At 68.5% G+C, this 24,209-nt stretch carries 24 protein-coding genes; 10 read left to right on the top strand and 14 right to left on the bottom strand.

The features are described 5' to 3' along the window. The 3 genes from ACIBK2_RS45540 to ACIBK2_RS45530 are packed head-to-tail and all read left to right on the top strand — an operon-like array spanning position 1 to position 1,183. Positions 1-456 (top strand): hypothetical protein, encoded by a 456-nt coding sequence (locus ACIBK2_RS45540; RefSeq protein WP_396977472.1) that lies wholly within the window; start codon positions 1-3, stop codon positions 454-456. A 46-nt stretch (positions 457-502) separates the two neighbouring features. Next, positions 503-892, top strand: a complete 390-nt coding sequence (locus ACIBK2_RS45535) for a YchJ family protein (protein ID WP_396977470.1) — start codon at positions 503-505, stop codon at positions 890-892. Between the two features lie 15 nt (positions 893-907). Next, positions 908-1,183, top strand: a complete 276-nt coding sequence (locus tag ACIBK2_RS45530; protein WP_357380867.1) for a SelT/SelW/SelH family protein — start codon at positions 908-910, stop codon at positions 1,181-1,183. 39 nt (positions 1,184-1,222) lie between these two features. On the opposite strand, the gene ACIBK2_RS45525 is transcribed toward ACIBK2_RS45530, so the two are convergent. Further along, the gene (locus ACIBK2_RS45525; protein ID WP_396977468.1) at positions 1,223-1,447 is read right to left on the bottom strand and encodes a zinc ribbon domain-containing protein; all 225 of its coding nucleotides are present in this window, start codon (positions 1,445-1,447) and stop codon (positions 1,223-1,225) included. 150 nt (positions 1,448-1,597) lie between these two features. On the opposite strand from ACIBK2_RS45525, the gene ACIBK2_RS45520 reads away from it, so the two are divergent. Continuing rightward, positions 1,598-3,184 (top strand): carboxylesterase/lipase family protein, encoded by a 1,587-nt coding sequence (locus ACIBK2_RS45520; protein WP_396977466.1) that lies wholly within the window; start codon positions 1,598-1,600, stop codon positions 3,182-3,184. Positions 3,185-3,243: 59 nt separating this feature from the next. Here the strand turns inward: ACIBK2_RS45520 and ACIBK2_RS45515 are convergent, their stop codons facing one another. The 3 genes from ACIBK2_RS45515 to ACIBK2_RS45505 all read right to left on the bottom strand — a co-directional run bounded on the left by ACIBK2_RS45515 (position 3,244) and on the right by ACIBK2_RS45505 (position 7,024). Next, positions 3,244-4,551 carry a cytochrome P450 gene (locus tag ACIBK2_RS45515; protein WP_396977509.1) on the bottom strand — a complete coding sequence of 436 codons (1,308 nt, stop codon included), beginning with the start codon at positions 4,549-4,551 and terminating at the stop codon, positions 3,244-3,246. A 322-nt stretch (positions 4,552-4,873) separates the two neighbouring features. Next, positions 4,874-5,596, bottom strand: coding sequence for a TIGR03089 family protein (locus tag ACIBK2_RS45510; RefSeq protein ID WP_396977464.1), 723 nt, complete (start codon positions 5,594-5,596; stop codon positions 4,874-4,876). Between the two features lie 3 nt (positions 5,597-5,599). After that, the gene (locus ACIBK2_RS45505) at positions 5,600-7,024 is read right to left on the bottom strand and encodes an LCP family protein (RefSeq protein ID WP_396977507.1); all 1,425 of its coding nucleotides are present in this window, start codon (positions 7,022-7,024) and stop codon (positions 5,600-5,602) included. Between the two features lie 292 nt (positions 7,025-7,316). Between ACIBK2_RS45505 and rfbD the strand changes: the two genes are divergently transcribed. The 3 genes from rfbD (at position 7,317) to ACIBK2_RS45490 (ending at position 10,300) form a co-directional block, all read left to right on the top strand. Beyond that, positions 7,317-8,186, top strand: a complete 870-nt coding sequence (gene rfbD / locus ACIBK2_RS45500; protein ID WP_396977462.1) for a dTDP-4-dehydrorhamnose reductase — start codon at positions 7,317-7,319, stop codon at positions 8,184-8,186. An 11-nt stretch (positions 8,187-8,197) separates the two neighbouring features. Beyond that, the gene (locus ACIBK2_RS45495) at positions 8,198-9,094 is read left to right on the top strand and encodes a glycosyltransferase family 2 protein (protein ID WP_396977460.1); all 897 of its coding nucleotides are present in this window, start codon (positions 8,198-8,200) and stop codon (positions 9,092-9,094) included. Between the two features lie 126 nt (positions 9,095-9,220). Then, positions 9,221-10,300 (top strand): NDP-sugar synthase, encoded by a 1,080-nt coding sequence (locus tag ACIBK2_RS45490; protein ID WP_357380856.1) that lies wholly within the window; start codon positions 9,221-9,223, stop codon positions 10,298-10,300. A 157-nt stretch (positions 10,301-10,457) separates the two neighbouring features. On the opposite strand, the gene ACIBK2_RS45485 is transcribed toward ACIBK2_RS45490, so the two are convergent. Continuing rightward, positions 10,458-11,159, bottom strand: coding sequence for a response regulator (locus ACIBK2_RS45485; protein WP_396977458.1), 702 nt, complete (start codon positions 11,157-11,159; stop codon positions 10,458-10,460). Beyond that, positions 11,156-12,754 carry an ATP-binding protein gene (locus ACIBK2_RS45480; protein WP_396977456.1) on the bottom strand — a complete coding sequence of 533 codons (1,599 nt, stop codon included), beginning with the start codon at positions 12,752-12,754 and terminating at the stop codon, positions 11,156-11,158. Before ACIBK2_RS45480 ends, ACIBK2_RS45485 begins: the two co-directional genes overlap by 4 nt. Before the next feature lie 125 nt (positions 12,755-12,879). On the opposite strand from ACIBK2_RS45480, the gene ACIBK2_RS45475 reads away from it, so the two are divergent. Then, complete coding sequence (locus ACIBK2_RS45475) at positions 12,880-14,247, top strand: cation:dicarboxylate symporter family transporter (protein ID WP_396977454.1); 1,368 nt, start codon at positions 12,880-12,882, stop codon at positions 14,245-14,247. Between the two features lie 111 nt (positions 14,248-14,358). Here the strand turns inward: ACIBK2_RS45475 and ACIBK2_RS45470 are convergent, their stop codons facing one another. Next, positions 14,359-14,787 (bottom strand): DUF4267 domain-containing protein, encoded by a 429-nt coding sequence (locus ACIBK2_RS45470; protein WP_396977452.1) that lies wholly within the window; start codon positions 14,785-14,787, stop codon positions 14,359-14,361. A gap of 108 nt (positions 14,788-14,895) precedes the next feature. On the opposite strand from ACIBK2_RS45470, the gene ACIBK2_RS45465 reads away from it, so the two are divergent. Continuing rightward, complete coding sequence (locus ACIBK2_RS45465; protein WP_396977450.1) at positions 14,896-15,486, top strand: TetR/AcrR family transcriptional regulator; 591 nt, start codon at positions 14,896-14,898, stop codon at positions 15,484-15,486. A gap of 115 nt (positions 15,487-15,601) precedes the next feature. Further along, positions 15,602-17,056 carry a phytoene desaturase family protein gene (locus ACIBK2_RS45460; protein WP_396977448.1) on the top strand — a complete coding sequence of 485 codons (1,455 nt, stop codon included), beginning with the start codon at positions 15,602-15,604 and terminating at the stop codon, positions 17,054-17,056. Here the strand turns inward: ACIBK2_RS45460 and ACIBK2_RS45455 are convergent. The 7 genes from ACIBK2_RS45455 to ACIBK2_RS45425 form a co-directional block, all read right to left on the bottom strand. Continuing rightward, on the bottom strand, positions 17,053-17,973 hold the full coding sequence (locus tag ACIBK2_RS45455; protein ID WP_396977446.1) for a cation diffusion facilitator family transporter: 921 nt from the start codon (positions 17,971-17,973) through the stop codon (positions 17,053-17,055). The two genes, ACIBK2_RS45460 and ACIBK2_RS45455, sit on opposite strands and share 4 nt — an antisense overlap. Before the next feature lie 111 nt (positions 17,974-18,084). Next, the gene (manA, locus tag ACIBK2_RS45450) at positions 18,085-19,302 is read right to left on the bottom strand and encodes a mannose-6-phosphate isomerase, class I (protein WP_396977445.1); all 1,218 of its coding nucleotides are present in this window, start codon (positions 19,300-19,302) and stop codon (positions 18,085-18,087) included. Then, the gene (locus tag ACIBK2_RS45445; protein WP_396977444.1) at positions 19,302-20,504 is read right to left on the bottom strand and encodes a tobH protein; all 1,203 of its coding nucleotides are present in this window, start codon (positions 20,502-20,504) and stop codon (positions 19,302-19,304) included. The genes manA and ACIBK2_RS45445 overlap by 1 nt, the downstream gene beginning before the upstream one ends. Before the next feature lie 340 nt (positions 20,505-20,844). After that, on the bottom strand, positions 20,845-22,221 hold the full coding sequence (locus tag ACIBK2_RS45440) for a phosphomannomutase/phosphoglucomutase (RefSeq protein ID WP_396977443.1): 1,377 nt from the start codon (positions 22,219-22,221) through the stop codon (positions 20,845-20,847). A 53-nt stretch (positions 22,222-22,274) separates the two neighbouring features. Beyond that, entirely contained in the window at positions 22,275-22,655 is a 381-nt protein-coding gene (locus tag ACIBK2_RS45435; protein WP_150402868.1) for a DUF3499 domain-containing protein, read from the bottom strand. A gap of 243 nt (positions 22,656-22,898) precedes the next feature. Then, positions 22,899-23,378: a metallopeptidase family protein gene (locus ACIBK2_RS45430; RefSeq protein WP_167768837.1), complete on the bottom strand. Its 480-nt coding sequence runs from the start codon at positions 23,376-23,378 to the stop codon at positions 22,899-22,901. A 190-nt stretch (positions 23,379-23,568) separates the two neighbouring features. After that, positions 23,569-23,802, bottom strand: coding sequence for a WhiB family transcriptional regulator (locus ACIBK2_RS45425; RefSeq protein WP_029901515.1), 234 nt, complete (start codon positions 23,800-23,802; stop codon positions 23,569-23,571). Positions 23,803-24,209 lie beyond the last annotated feature (407 nt).

Raw genomic sequence — 24,209 nt, 5'->3', positions numbered from 1 at the left:
ATGGCGATGACGCAGCGCGGGCCGCGCCGCGGTGCGAACGGCGGGCGCGGTAACAAGCGTGGACCGGCGAAAGGCCCGCGGCGACCGCGGCCGTCGGTGGCCGAGCGGCTGGACACGGTGGATCGGCTGCTGGCCGGATCGGTGACCGATGCGGGCGGGCTGTGGTCGCGCGCCACCGCGTGGATTCTGCGAATCGCGTTGGAGCAGTGCGTGGATGAGCTGTGGGCGCGGCTGGCGCCCGCCTTGATGCGCTGCCCGATGCGGGCGCAGCTGATCGCGCTGCGCACCTTCGCCGGACCCGAGGTGGCGGCGCAGGTCGCCGCGCTGTGGGCCGCGTTGTCCAGGGCCGCGCACCACCACGACTACGAGCTCGCGCCGAGCGTCACCGATCTGCGCCGCTGGCGCGAACAGACGGTCGCGATCGCCAAGGCGCTGGCCGCCGTCGAGGCGCGCTGACCCCCCGGCCTGATCTTTGTTGCGGGCGGCGCGCAACAATCGAGGCATGAGTGGGACGCGGATGTGTCCGTGTGGCCGGGGCGAGGCCTTCGACGACTGCTGCGGGCCGGTGCTGAGCGGGAAGCGGGCGGCGGCGACCGCCGAAGCGTTGATGCGTTCGCGCTACACGGCTTTCGCGGTCGGCAACACCGACTATCTACGCCGATCGTGGCATCCGCGGACCAGGCCGGCGGAGTTGACGCTCGATCCGGACCAGCGGTGGTTGTTCCTGGAAATACTGCGCACCGCCGACGGCGGGCTGTTCGATGAGACCGGGTTGGTCGAGTTCGTCGCGCACTACCGGGCGGACGGCACGCGCGGATCGCTGCACGAGGTCAGCAGGTTCCGGCGCGCCGAGGGTGCCTGGGTCTACCTCGACGGTGAGATCGAAGCCTGAGTAACGTGACCCACTATGTCCCGTGTCGCGATCGAGTACTGCACCCAGTGCCGCTGGCTGCTGCGCGCGAGCTGGATGGCGCAGGAGCTGTTGACCACCTTCGCCACCGAACTCGGTGAGGTGGCACTGATTCCGGGGACGGGCGGCGTTTTCCGGATCACCGTTGACGCCGAGCAGATCTGGGAACGCAAGGCCGACGGCGGTTTTCCCGATATCACGGTGTTGAAACAACGGGTGCGCGACCGGGTCGCACCGGACCGTGATCTCGGCCACGCCGATCGTCGCGACTGAACGCCGCCCCGGTTATCCACGATCGCGGCAGGGCGCCGCTCAGCTGCAGCAGCCTCCGCCACAGCAGCCGCCACCGGCGGGACGCGCGGGCTGGCTCGGCGCTGGCGCCGCGTTACCCCGGCTGACCGTGGCAAACGTGGTCAGCAGCTTGACTGTGTCGGCATGGCCGCTCGGGCAGGACGCCGGATCCGACGACTCCGCCATCGGGCGGTTCATCTCGAAAGTGTCCCCGCAGCTGCGGCACCGATAGCTGTAACTCGGCATCGGTCAAGCGTACCGCCGGGATCGCATAATGGTGCGTCGCGTTCCCAGGTCGTCAGCATGGACGTACTCTCGAAGAAGAGATCACGAGGTGCGGGGCCCGCTGGAGCAAACCGGCAGCACACCGATGGGTCCCTGGCAGGAGGTGCGAGCATGACCACTGAATTCGACACGGAAGTGGGCGGCGCCGAGCCGATCGCCAGCACGACCTCGGGCGAGGTACGCGGCCGCTGGGACGGTCCGGTCGCAGTGTGGCGCAGCATTCCTTATGCGGCTGCGCCGAGCGGGGGCAATCGATTCATGCCGCCGCTGCCCGCGCCCGAATGGGACGGAACCAGGGATTGCGCCACCTTCGGCGACATCGCACCGCAGACCATGGGCAACATGGTCCCCGTCGACTCCGACCTGCGGATGGGCGAGGATTGCCTCTGGCTGAACGTCTGGTCGCCGCGACGCGATGTCGGCGAAGTGGTGCACACCTTCGAGACGGGCGAACCGCGGCCGGTGCTGGTCTGGCTGCACGGCGGCGCCTACTGCCTCGGCACCGCGGCGCAGGGCATCTACGACGGACGCAAGCTGGCCGAGACCGGTGACGTCGTGGTGGTCACCGTGAACTACCGGCTCGGCGCGCTCGGTTTCCTCGATCTGTCCTCGCTGCCGGGGCCGTTCACGCCGAATCTCGGGCTGCACGACCAGATCGCCGCGCTGGAATGGGTGCGCGACAATATCGCCGCGTTCGGCGGCGACCCGGGCAATGTCACGTTGTTCGGCGAATCCTCCGGCGCCGGTTGTGTCACCGCGCTGCTGACCTCGCCGCGCGCGGCCGGGCTGTTCCACAAGGCCATCGCGGAGAGCCCGCCCGCGACCACTGTCTTCGGTCAGGAGCGGGCGGCCGGGGTGGCGCGGCGATTCCTCGAGCTGCTAGAACTGCCCGCGCACCGGGCCATCGAACTGCTCGACTGGCCGATCGAGAAGATCGTCGAGGTCGCCGGCATCCTGCTCGACGAGATCCCGTTGAAGGAGCCTGGCCGGTTGGCGGCCGCGCCGGTGGTGGACGGCGATCTGCTGCCGACCTATCCGATCGATCGATTCCAGCACGGGCGCTCGCACCGGGTGCCGTTGATGATCGGCACCAACAAGGACGAGGCGTCGCTGTTCCGGGTGTTCCGCTCGCCGATCATGCCGGTGACCCCGGACGCGGTGAACGCGATGCTCAGCGATGTGGCGGCCAGCCATCCGGAGCTGTCGCACGAGCGGATCGCCGAAATCACCTCCGCCTACCCGGATCTGGACAAGACGCGCGGCGCGCTGGCCATGTCCGGTGACGCCGCGTTCCGGATGCCCGCGCACTGGGTGGCCGACGCGCACGCCCAGCACTCACCGACCTGGATGTACCGCTTCGATCATGCGACGCCGATGCTGCGGGCGGCCCGGGTCGGCGCGGGCCACGCCACCGAATTGCCGTACGTGTTCGGCAATTTCGGCTCGTTCAACCATGATCCGACGTTCTGGCTCGGCGGCCGCAAGGTGGCCATGGAGGTATCCGGCCGAATGATGCGGCGCTGGTTGGCCTTTGCCACGCACGGCGTGCCCGCCGCGCTCGACGGCTCGAAACACTGGCCGCCGTACCGCCCGTCGACCCGCACCACCCTGGTGATCGACACCGTCGACCGCGTGGTCGACGATCCGGACGCGGACCTGCACACCGCTTGGGGTGAGCAAGCAGTCGGCTTCAGCTGATCGGTTCCCTTGGCCCGCAACGAGATCGGCGGGTACGCGGGAACCGATCAGCGGTGTGGTCAGACGGCGGTGGGTTCGGGGGTGCGCGCCCGGCGGCCGAGATGGACCGGCATCTGCTCATACCCGTGCAGCGTGAACAACTTTCGCCGCCGCGGTGGCCCATCGAGTTGCAGGTCGGGGAACCGGTCGAACAGGGCTTGCAGGGCGTAGACGCCCTCCATCCTGGCCAGACTGGCGCCGAGGCAGACGTGCACGCCGGTGCTGAACGACAAGTGCTCCTTGGCATTGGCGCGGCCGACGTCGAAACGGTTCGGCTCGGCGAACACCGCGGGATCGCGGTTCGCGCCGGCCAGCGACAGCACGACGGTATCGCCCGTGCGCAGCTGGATGCCGTCGATCTCCACGTCGCACAACGCCGTTCGCGCCGTCGTCTGGACCGGCGAGTCGAAGCGAAGCACCTCTTCGATGGCATTGGGCCACAGCTCGGGTTCGGCGCGCAGCCGCTCCAGTTGCTCCGGGTGTTCCAGCAGTTGGACCACACCGTTGCCGATCAGGTTCACCGTGGTCTCGAAGCCCGCGCCCATCAGCAGGCTCGCGGAGGCCTTGAGCGCGACCATATCCAGCTCGCCCGCGCTGACCAGGGTGCTGAGGATGTCGTCGCCCGGGGTGCGGCGCAGTCGCGCGATGTGCGCGTCGAAGTACTCGTTCATCACCTCCATGGCCCGCAGCGCGCGCCGGTGCGCGCGCCAGGAGATGCCGACGTCGAGCAGCGGGGTCAGCTGGTCGCCCCAGTGCAGGAACCGCTCCTTGTCCGAGTCGGGGAAGCCGAGCATTTCCGAGATGATCGCGATCGGGACCTGCGCGGCGAAGGCGGTGACCAGATCGGCGGATCCGCCGGACGGCAGCGCGTCGAGCAGTTCCGCGGTGACCGTCTCGACGCGGTCGCGCAGCCTGCCGATGGCGCGCGGGGTGAACGCGGAGGCGACCGGCTTGCGCATCTTGGTGTGCTCCGGCGGGTCGATCACCAGCATCGACGGCGGCTCCACCGGGTTCGGCGGCAGCGGGAAGTACTTGGCCAGCTTCTGTATCGGGGCCGGGGTATTGAAACTTTCGGTGCTGCGCACGCCGAATCGGTTGTCGCGCAGGATGGATCGGCACAGCTCGTGGTCGAAGCTCGCCCAGGCGATGGGCGTACGGATCAGCCTGCCCTCGCCGCGCAGTCGCTCGATGAGGGGATACGGATCGGCGAACCCGGTGGGCCCGCCCATCAGTTCGGCGAACGGCTCACCGCGCCGGGCCTGCAGGCGCAGCACGAGCCGGGGCGCGCCTTGGACGGATAACCAGCGGAACCAATACTGCGGCTTCATCATTCACCAACTCCGTCGTTGTGAGATATCTCCACCGTACGGACCCCGGCCAGAATGTGGAACGTCCTCTAGTCGGACTTCCGCCTATACCGTAGTAGGAGCAAACCGCCGACGTTCCCGACCAACTCACCCCTACTGCCCCCAAGCTACTGCGCCGAGCCCATCGCGCGCGCCGATTCGATCCACACCGGCCCGACCGAATGCGACCTTCACCCCGTCCCACCCGCTGAAGGTGCCCTTCGGTCGAAATCGCCCGGTCGGTACAGCCGACCGAAGGCGACCTTCGGTAGGTCTCGGGTACTGAAGGGCGCGTTCGGTCGGGTCAGGCGCGCTGGGCGGTGACCCGCTCGGATTCGATACGCCGCTCGCGCAGCGCCGGGTCGGGGTTGACGACCTGGACCAGGGACGCGCCCGCGGCGAGTACGGCGATGAAGCCGTCGATCAGTTCGGTGGGGGTGTCCCAGGGGGTGCTCGACAGCACCCGGTCGCCCTCCGAAAACCCTTGGCGCATGGCCGATTTCTTCGCCTCGGCGAACACCTCCGCCACCGGCATGCCGTCCAGTGCGGCACCGGCACCGCCGGGCAGGAACTGATCGCCGTGCACCCGCACGGAGGTGGCGAAGTCGGTGACGCCGATCGGGAGGTCGCGCACCGGTGAGCCCATCGCGTCCAGGGACAGCGCGGCGACTTCGGCGATGCCGTCGGCGTCGTCGATCCGGTCGGGGGTCACCAGGGCCAGTTCGGCGTCCTGGTCGGGGCGCAGCACCACCTCGGTGCCCGCCCACCAGCAGCCGAGCAGCACGGCGGCGGTCTGCCAGTGCGCGGGCAGCAGCACCGCGATCCTGGCGCCGGGGCTGAGGCCGAACTCGTCGCGGATCAGGTTGGCCGTCTTGGCCGCCCAGTTCGCCACGGTCAGCCCGGACAGCTCGATCCGGGCGCCGGTGGCGTCGTCGTAGTAGGTGACGCGCGGATTCGCTGGTTCGCGCGCGAGAATCGGATCGAGCACCTTCTCGGTGAGGGTGAGCGCCTGGTCGAATTCACGCATGGTCTAGTTCACGCATTTCGGTCCGTTCTGGCCTGCGTCGATCGGTGGGGCGGGCGGGACTGGCGTCGCGGTGGCGCTCGACGTTCCGGAGAAGTCGAACAGGCCCCCGGCCGCCGAGCCCGGACCAGAATAGTCGCTCGCCAGCACCACGCTCACCGAATCCGGCGACAGCGTCGTATCCGCGAGCACCGGCAGCCCGCCGAGCGCCTTGGCCACCGCCTTGGCCTTGGCGTCGGAGGTGTTCGCGGCGAGCACCCGGCTGCCGGTGACGCTGGGGCCGGTGTAGTTGCCGACCAAGCCCTCGTGGAAACCCTTACCGCTCAACGCCTGCGCGACCTGACCGGCCAGACCACCGACACCGCTGGCGTTGTACACGCTGACAGTCACCGTGCCCGGATCCGCAGTGGGCTCATCGGATTCGGCGGACTTCCCGTCGACCAGCGAGCCGACATAGGACTTCACCGCCTTGGGATCGACCCGCACCACCGATTCGCCACGATCGGTCATGTAGTTCAGATCGGTGACCGGTATGGTCTCGAATTTCACCTGCCCGCCCGAAAGGTCTTGCAGCTGTTGCAGAAACGCGAGCACGTCCCAGTTGTCGTCGAGCACCACCGTGCGCCCGACCGCGTCGCTGAGCTGCTTCATCTTTCCGGGGTTGCTGAGCGTCTTCGCGTTGAGCACCTGTCCGACCAGTTGCGCCATGAACACCTGCTGGCGCACGATGCGGTCGAGGTCACCGCGCGGCAGATTGTGCCGCTGCCGCACGAAGCTCAGCGCCGACGGGCCGTCGAGGCGCTGGCGGCCCGCCGGGAAGTCGGCGCCGGACATCCATTCGTCGACCGGGTTGTTCAGGCACACCTCGACCCCGCCGACCGCGTCGGTGAGCAGCACGAAGCCGAGCAGGCTCACCTCGGCGTAGTGGTCGACGCTGATGCCGGTGAGGTTGCCGACGGATTTGATCAACGCCTGGCGGCCGGCCTGGGTGGACTGCTTGTCCGCGTCGGCCTCCGAGACGCCCTGGTTCATCAGCTTCAGTCGCTGGGTTTCCTTGGTCGCGCCGTACGCCGAGTTGATCTTGCCCTTGCCGAGATCGGGAATGTCGACGTAGGAGTCGCGGGGGATGGAGATGGCGGTCGCGGACCGGCCGTCGTTCGGTATCCGGATCAGCACGATGGTGTCGGTGTTGGTGCCGACCTCGTCACCCGCGTGCAGCAGCGCGCGTTCCCGATCCGACAGCGGGTTGCCGTGCGCGTCGGTGCGGCTGTCGACACCGACCAACAGAATGTCCACGGCGCCGTCGCGCCCGCCGCCGAGGCCGAGGTTGCCGATCCGTTCGATATTGGAGATCAGGCTGTCGACGCTGTGCCAGGCGAAGCCGGTGATGACGAGCACCAGTACGGCGAGCACCGCGGCGAAGCCACGCAGCGGGCCACCCGCCGGTAAGAACGATTCAGCGCGGCGCGGCCGGGTCACCCGGGACCTCCTGCGCCGCAGCTACTTTGTGTCCTCTCGACAACTCGACATCCTTTCGACAAGCTCGGGGCCTCTTTCGACAGCACGGTCTGAGTGACCACCCCACCTTTCTGTATCCCCCGGCACCCATACGGCAAACCCGTGTTCGCGGTGGGCACCCGCCGCGGGCAACTGACTGAAGGCTAACGAATGGCGGCCCGGGCACCCGCAATCCGCAGGTGTGGCGGCGTGCCAGACTCGACCCGTGACAGCTTCGACTTCGTCCGATGCCGCTCGGCCCGCGCGCCTCGTCGTGACGGGAGCGGGCGGGCAGCTCGGGCAGGAACTGATCCGGCTCGCGCCCGCTGCCCGGGCCTTCGGACGCCGCGACCTCGATATCACCGATGCGGCCGCGGTCGCCGCTGTGCTCGAACCGGGTGATGTGGTGATCAATTGCGCCGCCTTCACCGCGGTCGATCGGGCCGAGTCCGAGGTAGCGGCTGCTTTCGCGGGCAACGAGACCGGGCCCGCGGTGTTGGCTGCGGCTTGTGCGCGGGTCGAGGCCAGGCTTATTCAACTGTCCACCGACTATGTGTTCTCGGGTGTGCACGACCGTCCGTACGAGACCACCGATCCGACCGGGCCGGTCAGTGTCTATGGGGAGTCCAAACTCGCTGGTGAGCAGGCTGTGCTGAAGCTCGCCCCGAATGCGCATGTGGTGCGTACCGCGTGGGTATATGCCGGGCGCGGAAGCGATTTCGTCGCCACCATGCTGCGGCTGGAACGGGAACGCGACACCGTGAACGTGGTCGATGATCAGCTCGGCGCACCCACCTACGTGGCGGACCTCGCGGCCGCGTTGCTGGAACTCGCGGTTCGTCCGGCCGCCCCCCGGCTGCTGCATGCCACCAATGCCGGGCAGGCCACCTGGTTCGATCTTGCGCGTGCGGTATTCGAAAGGGTCGGCGCGGATCCGGAGCGGGTCCGGCCGTGTGATTCGTCCGCTTTTCCGAGACCTGCACGGCGCCCGGCATATTCGGTGTTGTCGCACCGTGCCTGGGATGAAGCGGGGTTGACTCCGTTGCGCCAGTGGCGGGTGGCACTGGAGGACGCGCTCGTGCGGTTGTCCGACTAGGCTGTGCGGCCGTGAGCGCTTCCGATTCCGTTCGTAACGGGCTGGCCGTCGTCACGGTGACCTATTCACCGGGCGAGCACCTCGAGCACTTCATCACCACGCTGGCTGACGCCACCTCGGAGAAACCGCAGGTGATTCTCGCCGACAACGGGTCGACCGACGGTGTGCCCGAGCTGATCGCCGAGGCCAATTCGCATGTGCGGCTGCTGCGCACCGGCGGCAATATCGGCTACGGCGGCGCGATCAACCGGGCCGTCGCCGAGATCGATCCGGACATCGAGTTCGTGGTGATCGCCAATCCGGACATCCGCTGGGGCACCGACTCCATCGACAAGCTGCTCGAGGCGGCGAAGCGCTGGCCGCGGGCGGGCGCGCTCGGCCCGCTGGTGCTGGAACCGGACGGCAGCGTCTACCCCTCCGCCCGCCAGGTGCCGGGTCTGCTGGACGGCGCGGGCCACGCGATCCTCGGCACGGTGTGGAAGACGAACCCGTGGACCCGCCGCTACCGCCAGGAGAACGAGCAGATCTCCGAGCGCGTCGTCGGCTGGCTGTCCGGGTCCTGCCTGCTGGTGCGGCGCGCGGCCTTCGACTCGATCGACGGCTTCGACTCGCGCTACTTCATGTACATGGAGGACGTCGACTTCGGCGACCGGATGGGCAAGGCGGGCTGGCACAACGTGTTCGTGCCGTCCGCCGAGGTCACCCACGCCAAGGGGCACGCCGCGGGACGGCACCCCGAGGTGATGCTGCCCGCGCATCACGCGAGCGCGTACCGATTCCAGGCCGACCGGCATCCGCACTGGTGGCAGCTGCCGTTGCGGCTCGCGTTGCGGGCCGGACTTGCGGTGCGCTCCCGGATTGCGGTTCGATCTGCGCTGCGTCAACAGGCGCGAGAAGCGGGTCACTGAGCGCGCGGCTGAGCGACAATGGGCGACGGGCCCGCACGTCTTCGGTGCGGCCCGGCGTGAACTGGCGTAGGCCGCGGGCCGATCGGCGCGCGCAACAATCGATCCACTGTGAACAGGGGACCTTGAATGGCAGGAAATGCAGGCACCGACGCCGTGATCCTGGTGGGCGGGCAGGGCACACGACTGCGCCCGCTCACCCTTTCGGCACCCAAGCCGATGCTGCCGACGGCCGGGTTACCGTTCCTCACGCATCTGCTGGCCCGCATCGCCGACGCCGGGATCACGCACGTCGTGCTCGGCACCTCGTTCAAGGCGGAGGTGTTCGAGGAGCACTTCGGTGACGGTTCCGAGCTCGGCCTCGACCTCGAGTACGTCACCGAGACCGAGCCGCTCGGCACCGGCGGCGGCATCCGCAATGTGCTGCCCAAGCTCCGCGCCGACACCGTGATGGTGTTCAACGGTGACGTACTCGGCGGTACCGACCTCGGCGCGGTGCTCGATACGCACGAGTCGACGAACGCCGATGTCACGCTGCATCTGGTCCGGGTGAGCGATCCGCGGGCCTTCGGCTGCGTGCCGACCGACGAGAACGGCCGGGTCACCGCGTTCCTGGAGAAGACGCAGGATCCGCCGACCGATCAGATCAACGCGGGCTGCTACGTCTTCCGCCGCGAGTACATCGAGAAGATCCCGTCGGGCCGTCCGGTCTCGGTGGAACGCGAGGTGTTCCCGACGCTGCTGGCCGAGGGCGCGCGCGTGCAGGGGCACGTCGACTCGTCGTACTGGCGGGACATGGGCACCCCCGAGGACTTCGTCCGCGGCTCCGCCGACCTGGTCCGCGGCATCGCGCCCTCGCCCGCCCTGCCTGGCCAGCGCGGCGAATCGCTCGTCCATCCCGGCGCCGGTGTCGCGCCGGGCGCGCTGCTCATCGGCGGCACGGTGGTCGGTCGCGGGGCCGAGGTCGGCGCGGGCGCCCGGCTCGACGGCGCGGTCATCTTCGACGGCGCCATCATCGAGGCCGGTGCCACCGTCGAACGCTCGATCATCGGCTTCGGCGCCCGCATCGGGCCGCGGGCCCTGGTGCGCGACGGCGTCATCGGCGACGGCGCGCAGGTCGGCGCACGCTGCGAACTTCTACGCGGCGCGCGAGTCTGGCCCGGCGTGGAAATCCCCGACGGCGGCATCCGCTTCTCCACCGACGTATAGCGGCCGGTATTCCCGGCGAGTTACCCATGGTGCCAACTGATTTCGTCGGTACATGGGTAACTCGCCGGGGACCGGCCAACTCTTCCGCGCTTTACCGCCGGCCGCCGACGGCCCAGTCGACGCACCTGAGTCTGGCCTGAACACGCGGAGAGGCGGGCTAGCCCGCTTTGGTTTTCCAGACGTAGCGGGTCTTCGGACGGCCCGCGCGGCCGTAATCCGAACGGCGGGTTACCAATCCGTCGTCGGCCAGTTTCTCCAGGTAGCGCCATGCGGTGATGCGGGAGACGCCGATCGAGCTCGCGGTGTCCGCGGCGGTGATGCCCTCGGGGGCGGCGCGGACGGTGCGCGAGATTTCGTCGAGGGTTTGCGGCGCAACACCTTTGGGGGTGGTGGCGCGCTGGTCCGGGGTGCGTAGCGCGCTGAGGGCGCGGTCGATGTCGTGCTGGGAGACGGCGGTTTCGCCCGCGGGCAGGGCGGTGCGGAATTCGCGGTAGCGGTCGAGTTTGTCGCGAAAAGCGGCGAAGGTGAACGGCTTCAAGAGATAGAGGACAACGCCGTGCGAGACGGCGGTGCGCACCATGGCGAGATCGCGGGCCGAGGTGATGGCGATGACATCGGGCCGGGGCGCGAGGCCGGTCAGCGCCGCGGCGACATCGAGGCCGCTGGCATCGGGTAACCCGATGTCCATCAGCACCAGGTCGATCGGCGTGCCCTCGGCCGCGGCGTCGGCGGCGGCCCGCATCGCCTCGCGACCGGTGTGCGCCACCCCGACGGGCGTGAAGCCCTCGATGCGGTCCACATAGGCGCGGTGTGCCTCGGCGATGAGTGGTTCGTCCTCGACGATCAGCACTCGGATCACTGTGCGTCCTTTCGCGGAATCGTCACGGTTACCGCGCTTTCCGGATCTAGGTCGGTACGGATAGTCCCCCCATGTCTGGCCACCAGCCGGTGGACCAGGGCGAGGCCGAGCCCGTGATGGTCGGCCTTGGTCGAATAACCCCGCTGCGACGCCCGCGCGAATGTCTGCTCCGACATCCCGGGCCCGCTGTCGGCGACGCGAACATACAACGCCGAATATTGTTCCGCCGAAACAGCTTCGGCGTTTTCTCCGACCGGCTCACCCTGGTGCCGCACGGTGACCTCCACCCAGCCGGACGGGCTGTCGGCGGCGGCGTCGATGGCGTTGTCGATCAGGTTGCCCACCAGCGTGACCGTCTCCTGCGGGGTGAGCGGCTCGATCGAGTCGAGCGCGGTCTCCTCGGTGATGGTCAACTCGATGCTGCGCTCGGCCGCCTGGTTCACCTTGCCGAGCAGCAGCGCGGCCAGCGCGGGCGAGCCGACCGCGCCGAGCAGCCGATCGATGAGCGCTTGGGACAGTTGCAGTTCCGAGGTGGCGAAGTCGACCGCCTCCGCGTAGCGGCCCAGCTCGACCATGGTGATCACGGTGTGCAGCCGGTTGGCCGATTCGTGCGCCTGCGCGTGCAGCGATTCGGCGAAACTGCGCACCGAGTCGAGTTCGCCCAGCACCGCCCGCAATTCGGTGTGGTCGCGGATGGTCATCACGGTGCCGATCGGCCGCCCCTCCCAGGTGACGATGTCCTGGTTGATGAGCAGGATCCGGTCACCGGTCACGTGCATCTCGTCGCGGACCACGCCCCAGCTCATCTGCCGCATCGAGGTCGGCAGGTCGCTGCGGCGCACCTCGCCGTCGGGCAGTTCGAGCAGCCTGCGTGCCTCGTCGTTGACCACCTCGGCGCGCTCGCCCGCCATGCCGAAGACCACGAGTCCCTCGTGGATCGAGTGCAGCACCGCGTCGTGCTGTTCGTACATGGCCCGCAATTCGTCGGGCGCGAGCCCGTGCGTCTGTCTGCGCAGCCGGCGGCTCAGCAGGAACGACCCGCTGCCCGAGACCATCAGGCCCGCCGCGGCGACGCCGAGGATCAACGGCAGCTGGGTGGCGACCTGATCGCCGATCTTGGCCCTGGTCACCCCAGCGGACACCAGCGCGACCACCCGCCCACCGTCGTAGACCGGCGTCACCGCGCGAATGGACGGGCCGAGGGTGCCGGTGAAGGTTTCGGTGAACGTCTCCCCGGCCAGCGCGCGGTCGATGTTCCCGCTGAACGGCTGACCGATCATCGCCGTGTTGGTGTGCGTGTAGCGGGTGCGGTCCGGCGCCATGACGACGATGAAGTCCATGCCGGTCGCGAGGCGGATGCGCTCGGTCACCGGTTGCAGCTGCGCCGTCGGGTCGGTGGTGTAGACGGCGCTCAGGGTGGACCGCGCCTCAGCCACGCTCACCGCGACATCCCGTACCTCGCGGGTGGTCGTCACGTCGCTGTGATGCCGTGCGTCGAGCACCGCCAGCACCGCGCCGACGGAGACCATCAGCGTCAACACGATCAGCTGTAGCGCGAAGGCCTGACCGGCCAGGGATAGCCGACCGCGTCTCACTGGCTGCCTTCCTCCGCTGAACGTAATGCACCAAACCGTGACCGGCGTCACCCGGACCGTCATCATTCTGCCTGGAAGGCGTGGGGCACCTCACGTCGGCACCACTTCGGAGGACATCACCACTTATGAGCGAAGCAACACCGGAAGCACCACCGCGCAAGCGTGACCGCACCCATTGGCTGTATCTGGCCGTCATCGTCGCGGTCATCGCGGGCATTCTCGTGGGGTGGCTCGCGCCCGGGTTCGGGCAATCCGTTGCTCCGCTCGGCACCATCTTCGTCAACCTGATCAAGATGATGATCGCGCCGGTCATCTTCTGCACCATCGTGCTCGGCATCGGTTCGATCCGGTCGGCGGCCACCGTCGGCAAGGTCGGCGGGTTGACCATTGCGTACTTCATGGTCATGTCGACCGTCGCGCTCGTTATCGGGCTTGTTGTCGGCAATCTGCTTTCGCCCGGCACCGGGTTGAACCTCGGCAAGACGGTCAATGCGGGTAAGGATCTCGCGAAGACCGCGCACGGCGCCGGCGGCACCTGGGACTTCCTCACCAGCATCGTGCCGACGACCATGCTGTCGTCGCTGACCTCGGGCAGCACGCTGCAGGCGCTGTTCATCGCGCTGCTGGTCGGTTTCGCGGTGCAGGCCATGGGCAAGACCGGCGAGCCGATCGTGCGTGGCGTCGCGGTGATCCAGAAGCTCGTGTTCCGGGTGCTGGTGATGATTCTGTGGCTGGCGCCGATCGGTGCGTTCGGCGCGATCGCCAATCTGGTCGGTAAGAGTGGTCTGGATGCCGTGCTGAAGTTGGCAACGTTGATGATCGCGTTCTACCTGACTTGCTTGATATTCGTGTTCGGCGTGCTCGGCGTGATGATGTGGGCCATTGCCCGGGTGTCGGTGTTCAAGCTGGTCCGCTATCTGGCCCGCGAGTACCTGTTGATCCTCGCGACCTCCTCGTCCGAGTCGGCACTGCCTCGGTTGATCGCGAAGATGGAACACATGGGCGTCGAGCGGACGACCGTCGGTGTGGTTGTGCCGACCGGATATTCGTTCAATCTGGATGGCACAGCAATTTACCTGACAATGGCGTCGTTGTTCATCGCCGATGCGATGGGTAAGCCGCTCAACATCGGCGAGCAGATCGGCCTGCTGCTGTTCATGATCGTGGCATCCAAGGGCGCGGCCGGTGTCACCGGCGCCGGCCTGGCCACGCTGGCGGGCGGGCTGGAGAGTCACCGCCCCGAATTGCTGGACGGTGTCGGCTTGATCGTCGGCATCGACCGCTTCATGTCCGAGGCCCGCGCCCTCACCAACTTCTCCGGCAACGCCGTCGCCACCGTGCTCATCGGCACCTGGACCAAAACCATCGACGTCGACCGCACCCGCGAAGTGCTCGACCGCAAACTCCCCTTCGACGAACAAACCATGGTCGACAACGACCACGCCGCGCAGCCGCAGCAGGGGCCCGACACCAAGGACCTGGTCTCGGCCTAGCTGCTCTGTGAAACACGAAGGGCCCGCAGGATCTGCGGGCCCTTCGCGCTGTCCGGGGTCAGGTCTGTCCGGCACCGGGCGAATGCCGGTACCGGACAGTGGATTCGGGGGTCAGGCGTTGACGGCCACGGGCTGCGGGGTGGTGGCTTTGGTGGCCTGGTGGTGTTCGCGCAGGAGCACGCCGCCGGTGAGGAAGACGAGGGCGGCGGTGAGGCCGTGGATGCCGAAGGCGGCGGCGGGGGAGCCGTGCCAGCTGAGCACGGTGAGCATGTCGCCGACCGGGACCAGCGCGATGACCAGGGTGACGATGCCGAGGGCGTAGCGCTGCTTGGCGGCGAGCAGGACCAGGATGAGTACGCCGAGGACGACGTCGCGCACGCCCTTCAGGTTCAGGAAGGCGACGGCGTCGCCGGTCGGCCAGGCGGGCAGGCCGAAGCTGGGTGCGGTGGTGTCGGGGGTGAGCAGGTAGCTGAGGCCGATGTAGAGGATGAAGGCCGCGCCGATGAGGGAGAGGGCGGTGGCGATGCGCGAGGTGGTCATGGTGGCTGCTCCTTGGTGCGGTGTCGCTGTGATATCTAGCGTTGCTAGGTTCACGAGCAACCATAACGGAGCCTCGATAGTTTGTCTAGCGATGCTAGTATTTTGGTTATGAGTCCCCAGACCCGCAAGGAACGCGAGCGCGCCGAACGCCATCAGCAGATCATCGATACCGCGCGTGAGCTGGCGGAAACCCAGGGCTGGGAGGCGGTGACCGTGCGCAAGCTGGCCGAGCGGATCGAGTACAGCCAGCCGGTGCTGTACAGCCACTTCGCGGGCAAGTCGGCGATCGTGACGGCGGTGGCCCTGCAGGGCATCGCCGACCTGGCGGCCGTGCTGCATCAGGGGCACGAGGAGGCGAAGAGCCCGGCCGACGCGCTGTACCGCGTCACCCGGGCCTATCTGGATTTCGCGGCCGCCAACCCGGCCCGCTACGAGGCGATGTTCATGATGAACGTCGACCTCGTCTGGGGCCTGGACGCGCCGCAGCCGCTGGTCGACTGCTTCGCGGAACTGGAGGCCCTGTTTCGTCCGTTCGTCGACGCGGCGGACCTCGGCGCCCGGACCGAGGTCGCCTGGAGCGCGATGCACGGCCTCGCGACCCTCGACAGCCACGGCCGGCTCCGGCCGGAATTGCGTGAGCAGCGCCTCGAGATCCTGGTCGCCGAATGGCTGGCCGCGGTCGGTGCCGATTCCGCCTGACCGCGCACCGCGGGCGAATCCCGTTCGCGCGGACCGAATCGGCCGCGGGTGCCGGGCCGGTGTGATCGGACACGCATTTCCCGAGCTGCGCAGTGCCGATCGGTAGCGTGGGGATATGCCTGATGTTGTGGTCGTCGGTTCCGGGCCGAATGGTCTCGCCGCCGCGGTGATCCTGGCGAAGGCCGGGCTCTCGGTGGAGGTGTACGAGGCCGAGTTCACGGCGGGCGGCGGGTCGCGCACGGCCGAACTGACCTTGCCGGGATTTCAGCACGACGTGTGTGCCGGTGCGCATCCGATGGCGTTGGCGTCGCCGTTCTTCCGCGCGTTCGATCTCGCGGCGCACGGCGTCGAATTGCGCACGCCGGAGGCGTCTTACGGCCATCCGATGGACGGCGGCACGGCCGGGGTGGCCTGGCGTGACCTGGACCGGACCGTCGAGGGCCTCGGCCGCGACGGTGCCACGTGGCGATCCCTGTTCGAACCGCTGGTGCAGCACTGGGAGTCGGTGGTCGACCTCGCGATGTCGGACCTGCGCCGCCCGCCCAAGGACCTGCTGACCGCCGTCAGGTTCGGGCTGCGGACGCTCGAACAGGGATCGCCGTTGTGGAACACCAGGTTTCGCGACGACGCCGCGGCCGCATTGCTCACCGGCGTGGCCACCCACGCGATCACCCCGCCGCGCCGGGTGCCCGCCGCGGGCGCCGGACTGCTGCTCGGCACGCTGGCGCACGCGGGCGGCTGGGCGATCCCACGGGGCGGCAGCCAGGCGATCCCGAACGCGCTGATCGCCGAGCTGGAACGGCTCGGCGGCCGGGTGCGCACCGGCCACCGCATCGATTCACTCGGGCAGTTCGACGACGCCCGCGCGGTCGTGCTCGATCTCGCGCCCGCCGAATTGCTTCGCATCGCCGGTCATCGGCTCCCAGATCGGTATGCCAAGCGGCTCAGGGCTTTCCGCTATGGCGGTGCCGCGTGCAAGGTCGACTTCGCGCTCTCCGGCCCGGTGCCCTGGCAGGCCGATGGCCTCGACCGCGCCGGAACCCTGCATCTGATCGGCACGCGTGCCGAGGCGATGGCCGCCGAACGTGCCGTCGCCGCAGGTCAACACGCGGAGCGGCCCTATGTGCTGGCCATCCAGCCCGGCGTGGTCGACCCGACCCGTGCCCCGGCGGGAAAGCACACCTTCTACACCTACGCACACGTGCCGAACGGTTCCACCCGCGACATCAGCGAGACGATCATCGCCCAGGTCGAGCGCTTCGCTCCCGGCTTCCGCGACCTGATCCTCGCCAAGCACGTCTACACCGCCGCCGAAATGCCCGCGCACAATGCCAATTACATCGGCGGCGACATCTCGGCGGGCGCGATGACCCTGCGCCAGTTCGCCTTCCGCCCCACCGCGCGCTGGAACCCTTACGCCACACCGCTTCCCGGCGTGTACCTTTGCTCCTCATCGACCCCGCCCGGCCCCGGCGTGCACGGCATGTCCGGCCTGCACGCCGCCCGCCACGTGCTGCGCCAACGGTTCGGCGTCACCGCCGACCCACTGGAATTGCTGCGCAAGTCTTAGACGGACTCGGTGCGGTAGAGATCGGGTTCGAGGTACATGACTCGCGCCGCAGGCACTGCGGCACGAACACGAGCTTCCGCGTCATCGATGGCCTTGGCCAGCTGAGCAACATCGAGGCCGGGCACCGCGCCGATCTTGGCGGCCACCAAAAGCTCTTCGGGACCGAGGTATTGGGTCTTGAGGTGGATCACCCGATCGATGCGATCACCGTCGACCAGGTTCTCCCGAATGAGCCGGTCCTCGTCGGGCGTAGCGCCTTCACCGATCAGCAGGCTCTGCATCTCCACGATCAGCACGATGGCGATAACGCCGAGCAGCAGGCCGATGGCGATGGTGCCGATGCCGTCCCACACCGCGTTGCCGGTGAGCATGGTCAGCCCGACGCCCGCGAAGGCGAACACCAGGCCGATCAGCGCGCCGGTGTCCTCCAGCAGCACCACCGGCAGCTCCGGACTGCGCGAGTTACGGATGAACCGCCACCAGCTCGCGTCACCCTTGAGCGGCGCGGATTCCCGCATCGCGGTCCGGAAGCTGTAGGACTCCAGCGCGATCGCGATGAACAGGATGACGATCGCCACGATCGGCGAGCTCAGTTCCTCCGGATGCTGGACCTTGTGCACGCCCTCATAGAGCGCGTACCCGGAGCCCAGGGTGAACAACACCAGCGCGACGATGAACGAGTAGAAGTAGCGATTGCGCGCGTACCCGAACGGGTGCAGCGCGTCGGCCTCCTGCGACGCGCGCTGCTGGCCGAGCAGCAGCAGGGCCTGGTTGCCGGTGTCGGCGACCGAGTGCACCGCCTCGGCGAGCATCGACCCGGAACCGGTGATCAGCGCACCGACGAACTTCGCCACGGCGATCCCCGCGTTCGCCGACAACGCGGCGAGAATCGCCTTTTTGCCACCACCAGCCGACATGCCCTGGACGTCCTCTCTCCGAATTGCCCGATCCTGGCTAACTTAGCGTGTGCCGGCACCCGGAGGCTCGATGCCCGACCGATCACCGCGGTCGCGCGAATGCGCGCCGAATCAGACCTTGCCGACGCAGGCGCAGAACAGCTGGGCCGCGCCGTCGAGCGCGCGGGCGCGAATGTCGGTGTCGGCGGCCGAGATCCACGCGGCGGCACCGCGCTCCAGCGTCAATTCGGACTCGTCCTGCAGCAGCCGCACCGACCCGGCCGTGCACAGCACGATGCCGGGACCCGCCGCGGTGAGCGGGACCTGGGCCGAGCCCGCGGTGAGGTCGAAGCGGCGCAGCTGGAATTCCGGGGCGGGCGTGCGGTAGCGCACCGAGCCGTCGCCCGCCGGTTCCGGCAGCACGACGGGCAGGTTGATCGGCTCGAAGTCGAGCACCCGCAACAGTTCCGGCACGTCGACGTGCTTGGGGGTGAGGCCGCCGCGCAGCACGTTGTCGGAGTTGGCCATGATCTCCACGCCGAGTCCGCGCAGATAGGCGTGCAGGTTGCCGGCCGCGAGGAACAGGCCCTGGCCGGGTTCCAGCGTCAGCCGGTTCAGCAGCAGCGCTGCCAGCACACCGGCGTCGCCGGGGTAGGCCTCGGCGAGTTCGAGGGTGGTGCGCGCCTCAGGAGTGAACTCGCGCTTGCCTTTTCCGGACAGGTAGCGCACGCAGCCGTCGAGCACCTCGGGCAGCAGCGTGGCGAGCACGTGCTGCGGCAGCGTGATCCAGGTGGTGAACAGGGTGCGCAGCCCGTCGGAATCCGGTTGCGCGGCAAGCAGGTTGGCGAACGACTCGAGACCGTCGACCTGCAGTGCGCGCAGCAGTTCGACGGTGCGGTGCGGATCGCGGAATCCGGCGAGCGCCTCGAAGCGGTCCAGCGCGACAACGAGTTCCGGCTTGTGGTTGTCGTCGCGGTAGTTGCGCATCGGCGAGTCCAACGGCACCTTGGTGCGGTTCTCCCGCTCGAAGCCGGCCCGCGCCTGCGCCGTGCTCGGGTGCGCCTGCAGCGAGAGCGGCTCCTCGGCGGCCAGGATCTTCAGCAGGAACGGCAGCTTGCCGCCGAATTCCCGCGCGGCGGGGCCCAATTCGCGCTGCGGATCCTCGGCGACGAAATCGAGCAGCGATCGGGAGTCGCCGTCGATCAGGACGTGCGCGGGATCGGCCGGATGCGCGCCGAACCACAGTTCGGCCTCCGGATGGGCGGACGGAACGGGTCGGCCGCACAGCTGAGCGAGCGCGGTGCGCGAGCCCCAGGCATACGAGCGCAGCGCACCAACGAGTTCGTGCACTAGTAGCTTCCCCCGAACTGCCCTTGGCTGTCGGTCGCGGTGCCGCGGGTTCCGATCAGCCGTAGGTAGGCGGCGGCCATTTCCAGCCGTACCGCGAGCACGGCGAGCTGTTCGAGTTCACCGCCGGTGCCGGGAGCGGGCTCCTCGGGACGCGGCGGGGCGGGCACGGACGGATCGATGAGCCCGGTGTGCAGCAGGTCGAGCTCGGCGTTCACCAGATCGGCGTCGACCAGGCTGGACCCGGTGCCGCCGAACACGGCGATCCGGCGCCGCGCGGCCGCCTGGTCGGCGTCGGCACTGAGCACGAACACTCGGATGCGCTCCACCTGTACCGGTCCGTCGAGTTCCTCGTCGTGGAACAGCGGATCGAAGCCCGGCGCGGATTCGCCTGCGGCCTCGACCATTCGAGACTTGGCGGCCACCGCCTCGGCCAGGTCCACCGCGGTGGCGACCCGGCCCGCCGACTGCAGCAGCACCTCGGCGCCGTGCTCGGCCAGCTCGGCCGCCGCGGGTGAGTCGCCGGCCAGCACGACCCCGCGCTGATGCATGCGCGAGGCGAGTGTCTTGGCCGGATTGCGGAAGACCTCGTTCGTCGGCCCGGCCCGCAAGGCCTCGGCGTCGAGCACATCGGCCAGCTCGGTGAGGTCGGGCACGAACGCGCCGCTGCGTTGCGGGTCGACCGCGCGCAGGACGGCGATGCCGGCGGCCAGGAAGCGCAGCAGGCGATTGTGATCGAGCACTTGGACCCGAGGGGCCAGCACGGCGGCCCGGCCCGCCGCGACGGCGCGCATCGGTCCTTCGATGGGGGCGGCGACGACCACCTCGGCGCCGCGGCGCAGCGCCCGGTCCACCGCGTCGGTCAGGCGTGGGTCGCCCGCGTCGTCACCCGCGACGAGGACGACATCGAGCGGGCCGACCCAGGGCGGTAATGCGGTGACGGGCACGACGGGCAGACCGGCACGATCGCCGAGCGCGGCGACGAGCAGGCTCGCGGCGCGCGCGGCCCGGCCGGAGCCGGAGACGAGCACCAAGCTCCGCGGTCGCAGTCCGTCCAGGCGCGCGAGCGCGTCCTCGCCGACGGCCGCCGCGGTGGCACGGACCTGAGCGCCGCCGGAAGCGGCCGAGCGCAGGGCGCCGCCGGTATCGGCCGCCGCCAGCGAAGCAGCGTCATCGAGGTCGAGTACAGGTGTTCCAGCGATCATCGGGCGTCCCACCTCCCCTCATCGCGCTGAGTCGTTTCCGCCCTCGCTCGCTCCCGGGTCAGCTGCCACGCCGGGCCCGAGTCGGGCGAATCCAAGGCCTGTGATTCCACTATTCCAGTCAGGAGCGGACGATGCTCAGAATCTCGGCATCGGGCTGAGCCGTCTACTTCCCAGCCCTTCGTCGAATCCTGAGCATGTGATTCCATCCGCCGTAATTCCACTATCCCAGTCAGGATCGGACGATGCTCAGAATCTCGGCATCGGGCTGAGCCGTCTACTTCCCAGCCCTTCGTCGAATCCTGAGCATGTGATTCCATCCGCCGTAATTCCACTATCCCAGTCAGGATCGGACGATGCTCAGAATCTCGGTTACGAGTGCGTCTACTTCCTCCGGCGATCGGGCTTCGACGTTGAGCCTGAGCAGCGGTTCGGTATTCGACGCGCGGAGATTGAACCAGGCGTTGTCGGCCAGCTGGATGGTCACGCCGTCCAGCCTATCCACCGAGACCGTCCGATCCCCGAATGCCTCCACCACAGCCATCGTCCGCTCCTTTGCGTCCGGCACTGTGGAATTGATCTCTCCGGAGGCCGCATACGTTTCATAGGCCGCCATCAGCTCCGACACCGGGCGGTCCTTCTCGCCGAGCGCGGCGAGCACGTGCAGCGCCGCGAGCATGCCGGAGTCGGCGCCCCAGAAGTCGCGGAAGTAGTAGTGCGCGGAGTGCTCGCCGCCGAATACCGCGCCGGTCGAGGCCATCTGCTGCTTGATGAACGAGTGGCCGACCCTGGTGCGCACTGGCGTGCCGCCGAGCGCGGTGACCAGCTCGGGCACCGCGTGCGAGGTGATCAGGTTGTGGATGATGACCGCGCCCGGTTCCTTGACCAGCTCGCGCTCGGCGACCAGCGCGGTGATGGTGGACGGCGACACCGGGTCGCCCTTCTCGTCCACCACGAAGCAGCGGTCGGCATCGCCGTCGAAGGCGAGTCCGATATCGGCGCCCGACTTCACCACCAGGTCCTGCAGATCGACCAGGTTCTTCGGATCGAGCGGGTTGGCCTCGTGATTGGGGAACGAGCCGTCCAGCTCGAAGTACAGCGGGACGATGGTCACCTGCGGCAGCGCGTCGAACACGGCGGGCACGGTGTGGCCGCCCATGCCGTTGCCCGCGTCCACCGCGATGGTGAGCGGGCGGACCGCGGACAGGTCGACCAGGTTGCGCAGGAAGGTCGCGTAATCGGCGAGCAGGTCGACGATGGTCGCGCTGCCCGCCGGTCCGTCGTAGCCGGGCACGCCCTCGGCGACCTCGGTCTTGATGGTGGCCAGGCCCGTGTCTTGGCCCACCGGAATGGCTTTGGCGCGGCACATCTTGATGCCGTTGTAGCGGGCCGGGTTGTGGCTCGCGGTGAACATGGCGCCGGGGCAGTTCAGGCTGCCGGAGGCGAAGTACAGCTGATCGGTGGACGCGAGCCCGATGTGCACCACGTCGAGGCCCTGGGCGAGCACGCCGTCGGCGAAGGCGTTGGACAGCTCGGGGGAGGAGTCGCGCATGTCGTGTCCGATGACGGCGCGCGTCGCGCCCTCGGCGCGCATCAGCCGCGCGAACGATGCGCCGATGTCCCTGACGAATTCGGCGTCGATCTGTTCACCGACCACACCGCGAACGTCGTAAGCCTTGATCACCGCGTTTACGAATTCGGCAGAGCGGGCGACTGTCATGCCCACCACCCTAATGGGTACACGGCGCGGGTTTGACCCGGTCCTTGCTTTGTTCAGGAAGGCGGGTCGGGGAGTACCCGCAGATGGCCACGGCGGCCGGTGCGGGTGGTGCGCTGCGGCGGCGGCGCGTAGTCGCGATAGCCGCGCTGGTCTTGCTCCGGCGGTCGGCGGCGCAGGCCTGCCTCGCGGACCGCTTCGGCGAGCGCGGTCAGGTCGTCGTCATCCGGTGTGCTGGAGGAGAATCCGCCTTCGTGGCGAACCATTTCCCAGCCCTTCGGGGCGGTGATGCGGGAGCCGTGTGTTTCGCAGAGATCCCAGGAGTGTGGTTCGGCGACGGTCGCGAGCGGTCCGACAACGGCGGTCGAGTCCGAGTACACATAGGTGAGCGTCGCGACGGCCGGATTCTTGCAACCGGGACGGCAGCAACGACGCATGGGGATCACGCCGATGAGAGTAACCCTCCCGGCGTGCCGATGTGGATAGACACGCTCAGGATTCGGGCAAAAACTCCCGTCACGCGGCGGCTGCCGCATGCCGGGCGAAGGGCTTCGGGCCGGGTGCTGGCACCCGAGGCCGGGTCGGTGCGCGGTCTGCGGGCCGCGCACGCGGTGTCGGTAATCAGTTATCGCTGCTCGCAACAACATTCGTTACCGAGGTGCGCGCGGCTTGGTGGATTTTTACTCCGGTTCGGGATCGATGATGTCCGGATCGACGCCGAGGTAGGTGGCGATCTGCTGGACCAGGACCTCGCGCAGCAGGTCGACCAGATCGTCGGGATCGCTGGCGCGCAACTCGAGTGGCTTGCGGAACAGCACCACCCGGGCGCGGGTCGCCGTGCCGTGCCGGTCGACGCCCGCCGGGATGAGCCGGGACAGCGGCACCGGTCCGTCGGCGACCACCTCGTCCGGCCAGGTGACCGAATCAGGGTGCAGCGGACGGATTTTCGGTACATCGTCGACCGCGATATCGAGTTTGGTGAGCCGGTCGTGCCAGCGGGTGTCCAGCGGGGCGAACGCCTCCAGCACCAGCCGATCGAACTTCTGCCCGCGGGTGCGCCAGGCGGGCACGGTGGGCGGCAACATCGGCCCACGTACCCCGCGACCACGGCGGATCACCGACCGTGCGGTCGGCGGACGACGATTCCGGGAACGTGCCATGAGTAAAACCTAGTCAGCCCGCCCGGCGCCTGCGCACCCAGTGCTGCCCCAGTCGGTCGCGGTGCCTGCCGACGGACTGCGGGCGGGGGCTCGGGCGTACCCCCGGAGCTACCCGTGTCTCGCGAGAATCGTTGTCGCCGTGGCGACTTGTCGCGCTTGCGGATAACTCGGGGGTCAACCCAAGTCTTTTCTAGCCGATGCCACGCTTCAGGCGGCGGCGCTCGCGTTCGGAGAGGCCACCCCAGATGCCGAAGCGCTCATCGTGGGCGAGTGCGTATTCCAGGCACTCGTCGCGCACCTCGCAGCCCATGCAGATCCGTTTCGCCTCGCGAGTCGAGCCGCCCTTCTCTGGGAAGAACGCCTCCGGATCGGTCTGCGCGCACAGGGCACGCTCTTGCCACTGCTCTTCGATGGATTCGAACATCTCGTCGAAGCCCGTGACGACCAGGCTGAGCCGGGGCGTCGACGTTTCGTCGCCCGTGCTGTGCCCGGGCGTCAAGACTTCGTCACCCCCCTCACGTTCAATCCAGCCGTTGTCTGCGCAGACGCCACGTGCTGCGCCTGCTGTGGAATCGGTCGGCGAGACCATCTCGTTGGCCATCGCTCCGCCTCCTCACTGTGTGTTAGCGCAGAATGATTCGATCCGTCGGACCAACACGCTTACCGACGGCCATACCCCGCGACGTTGTCCCGCGGACGTCCCCGAGCTCGTCATCTCGATGCGAACATCTGTTCGAAAAGCCGTTCGCGCCTTGCACTCTCGCGCGAACCCGAAATGACATGACTGTGATTAGACACGCCGGACGTGTCGATGGTCAAGCGGCCGTCGCT

Origin of the sequence: Nocardia sp. NPDC050175 (assembly GCF_044459885.1) — a bacterium.
GTDB lineage: Bacteria > Actinomycetota > Actinomycetes > Mycobacteriales > Mycobacteriaceae > Nocardia.
Note: the sequence above shows the minus strand (reverse complement) of the source record. Positions and strands in the feature narration are given on the sequence as shown.

Bases quoted from the DNA above. Each gene is read 5' to 3' on its own strand.
- ACIBK2_RS45540 (WP_396977472.1), top strand. From the start codon at position 1: ATGGCGATGACGCAGCGCGGGCCGCGCCGCGGTGCGAACGGCGGGCGC.
- ACIBK2_RS45535 (WP_396977470.1), top strand. From the start codon at position 503: ATGAGTGGGACGCGGATGTGTCCGTGTGGCCGGGGCGAGGCCTTCGAC.
- ACIBK2_RS45530 (WP_357380867.1), top strand. From the start codon at position 908: ATGTCCCGTGTCGCGATCGAGTACTGCACCCAGTGCCGCTGGCTGCTG.
- ACIBK2_RS45525 (WP_396977468.1), bottom strand. From the start codon at position 1,447: ATGCCGAGTTACAGCTATCGGTGCCGCAGCTGCGGGGACACTTTCGAG.
- ACIBK2_RS45520 (WP_396977466.1), top strand. From the start codon at position 1,598: ATGACCACTGAATTCGACACGGAAGTGGGCGGCGCCGAGCCGATCGCC.
- ACIBK2_RS45515 (WP_396977509.1), bottom strand. From the start codon at position 4,551: ATGAAGCCGCAGTATTGGTTCCGCTGGTTATCCGTCCAAGGCGCGCCC.
- ACIBK2_RS45510 (WP_396977464.1), bottom strand. From the start codon at position 5,596: ATGCGTGAATTCGACCAGGCGCTCACCCTCACCGAGAAGGTGCTCGAT.
- ACIBK2_RS45490 (WP_357380856.1), top strand. From the start codon at position 9,221: ATGGCAGGAAATGCAGGCACCGACGCCGTGATCCTGGTGGGCGGGCAG.
- ACIBK2_RS45475 (WP_396977454.1), top strand. From the start codon at position 12,880: ATGAGCGAAGCAACACCGGAAGCACCACCGCGCAAGCGTGACCGCACC.
- ACIBK2_RS45470 (WP_396977452.1), bottom strand. From the start codon at position 14,787: ATGACCACCTCGCGCATCGCCACCGCCCTCTCCCTCATCGGCGCGGCC.
- ACIBK2_RS45465 (WP_396977450.1), top strand. From the start codon at position 14,896: ATGAGTCCCCAGACCCGCAAGGAACGCGAGCGCGCCGAACGCCATCAG.
- ACIBK2_RS45460 (WP_396977448.1), top strand. From the start codon at position 15,602: ATGCCTGATGTTGTGGTCGTCGGTTCCGGGCCGAATGGTCTCGCCGCC.
- ACIBK2_RS45455 (WP_396977446.1), bottom strand. From the start codon at position 17,973: ATGTCGGCTGGTGGTGGCAAAAAGGCGATTCTCGCCGCGTTGTCGGCG.
- ACIBK2_RS45445 (WP_396977444.1), bottom strand. From the start codon at position 20,504: ATGATCGCTGGAACACCTGTACTCGACCTCGATGACGCTGCTTCGCTG.
- ACIBK2_RS45440 (WP_396977443.1), bottom strand. From the start codon at position 22,221: ATGACAGTCGCCCGCTCTGCCGAATTCGTAAACGCGGTGATCAAGGCT.
- ACIBK2_RS45435 (WP_150402868.1), bottom strand. From the start codon at position 22,655: ATGCGTCGTTGCTGCCGTCCCGGTTGCAAGAATCCGGCCGTCGCGACG.
- ACIBK2_RS45430 (WP_167768837.1), bottom strand. From the start codon at position 23,378: ATGGCACGTTCCCGGAATCGTCGTCCGCCGACCGCACGGTCGGTGATC.
- ACIBK2_RS45425 (WP_029901515.1), bottom strand. From the start codon at position 23,802: ATGTTCGAATCCATCGAAGAGCAGTGGCAAGAGCGTGCCCTGTGCGCG.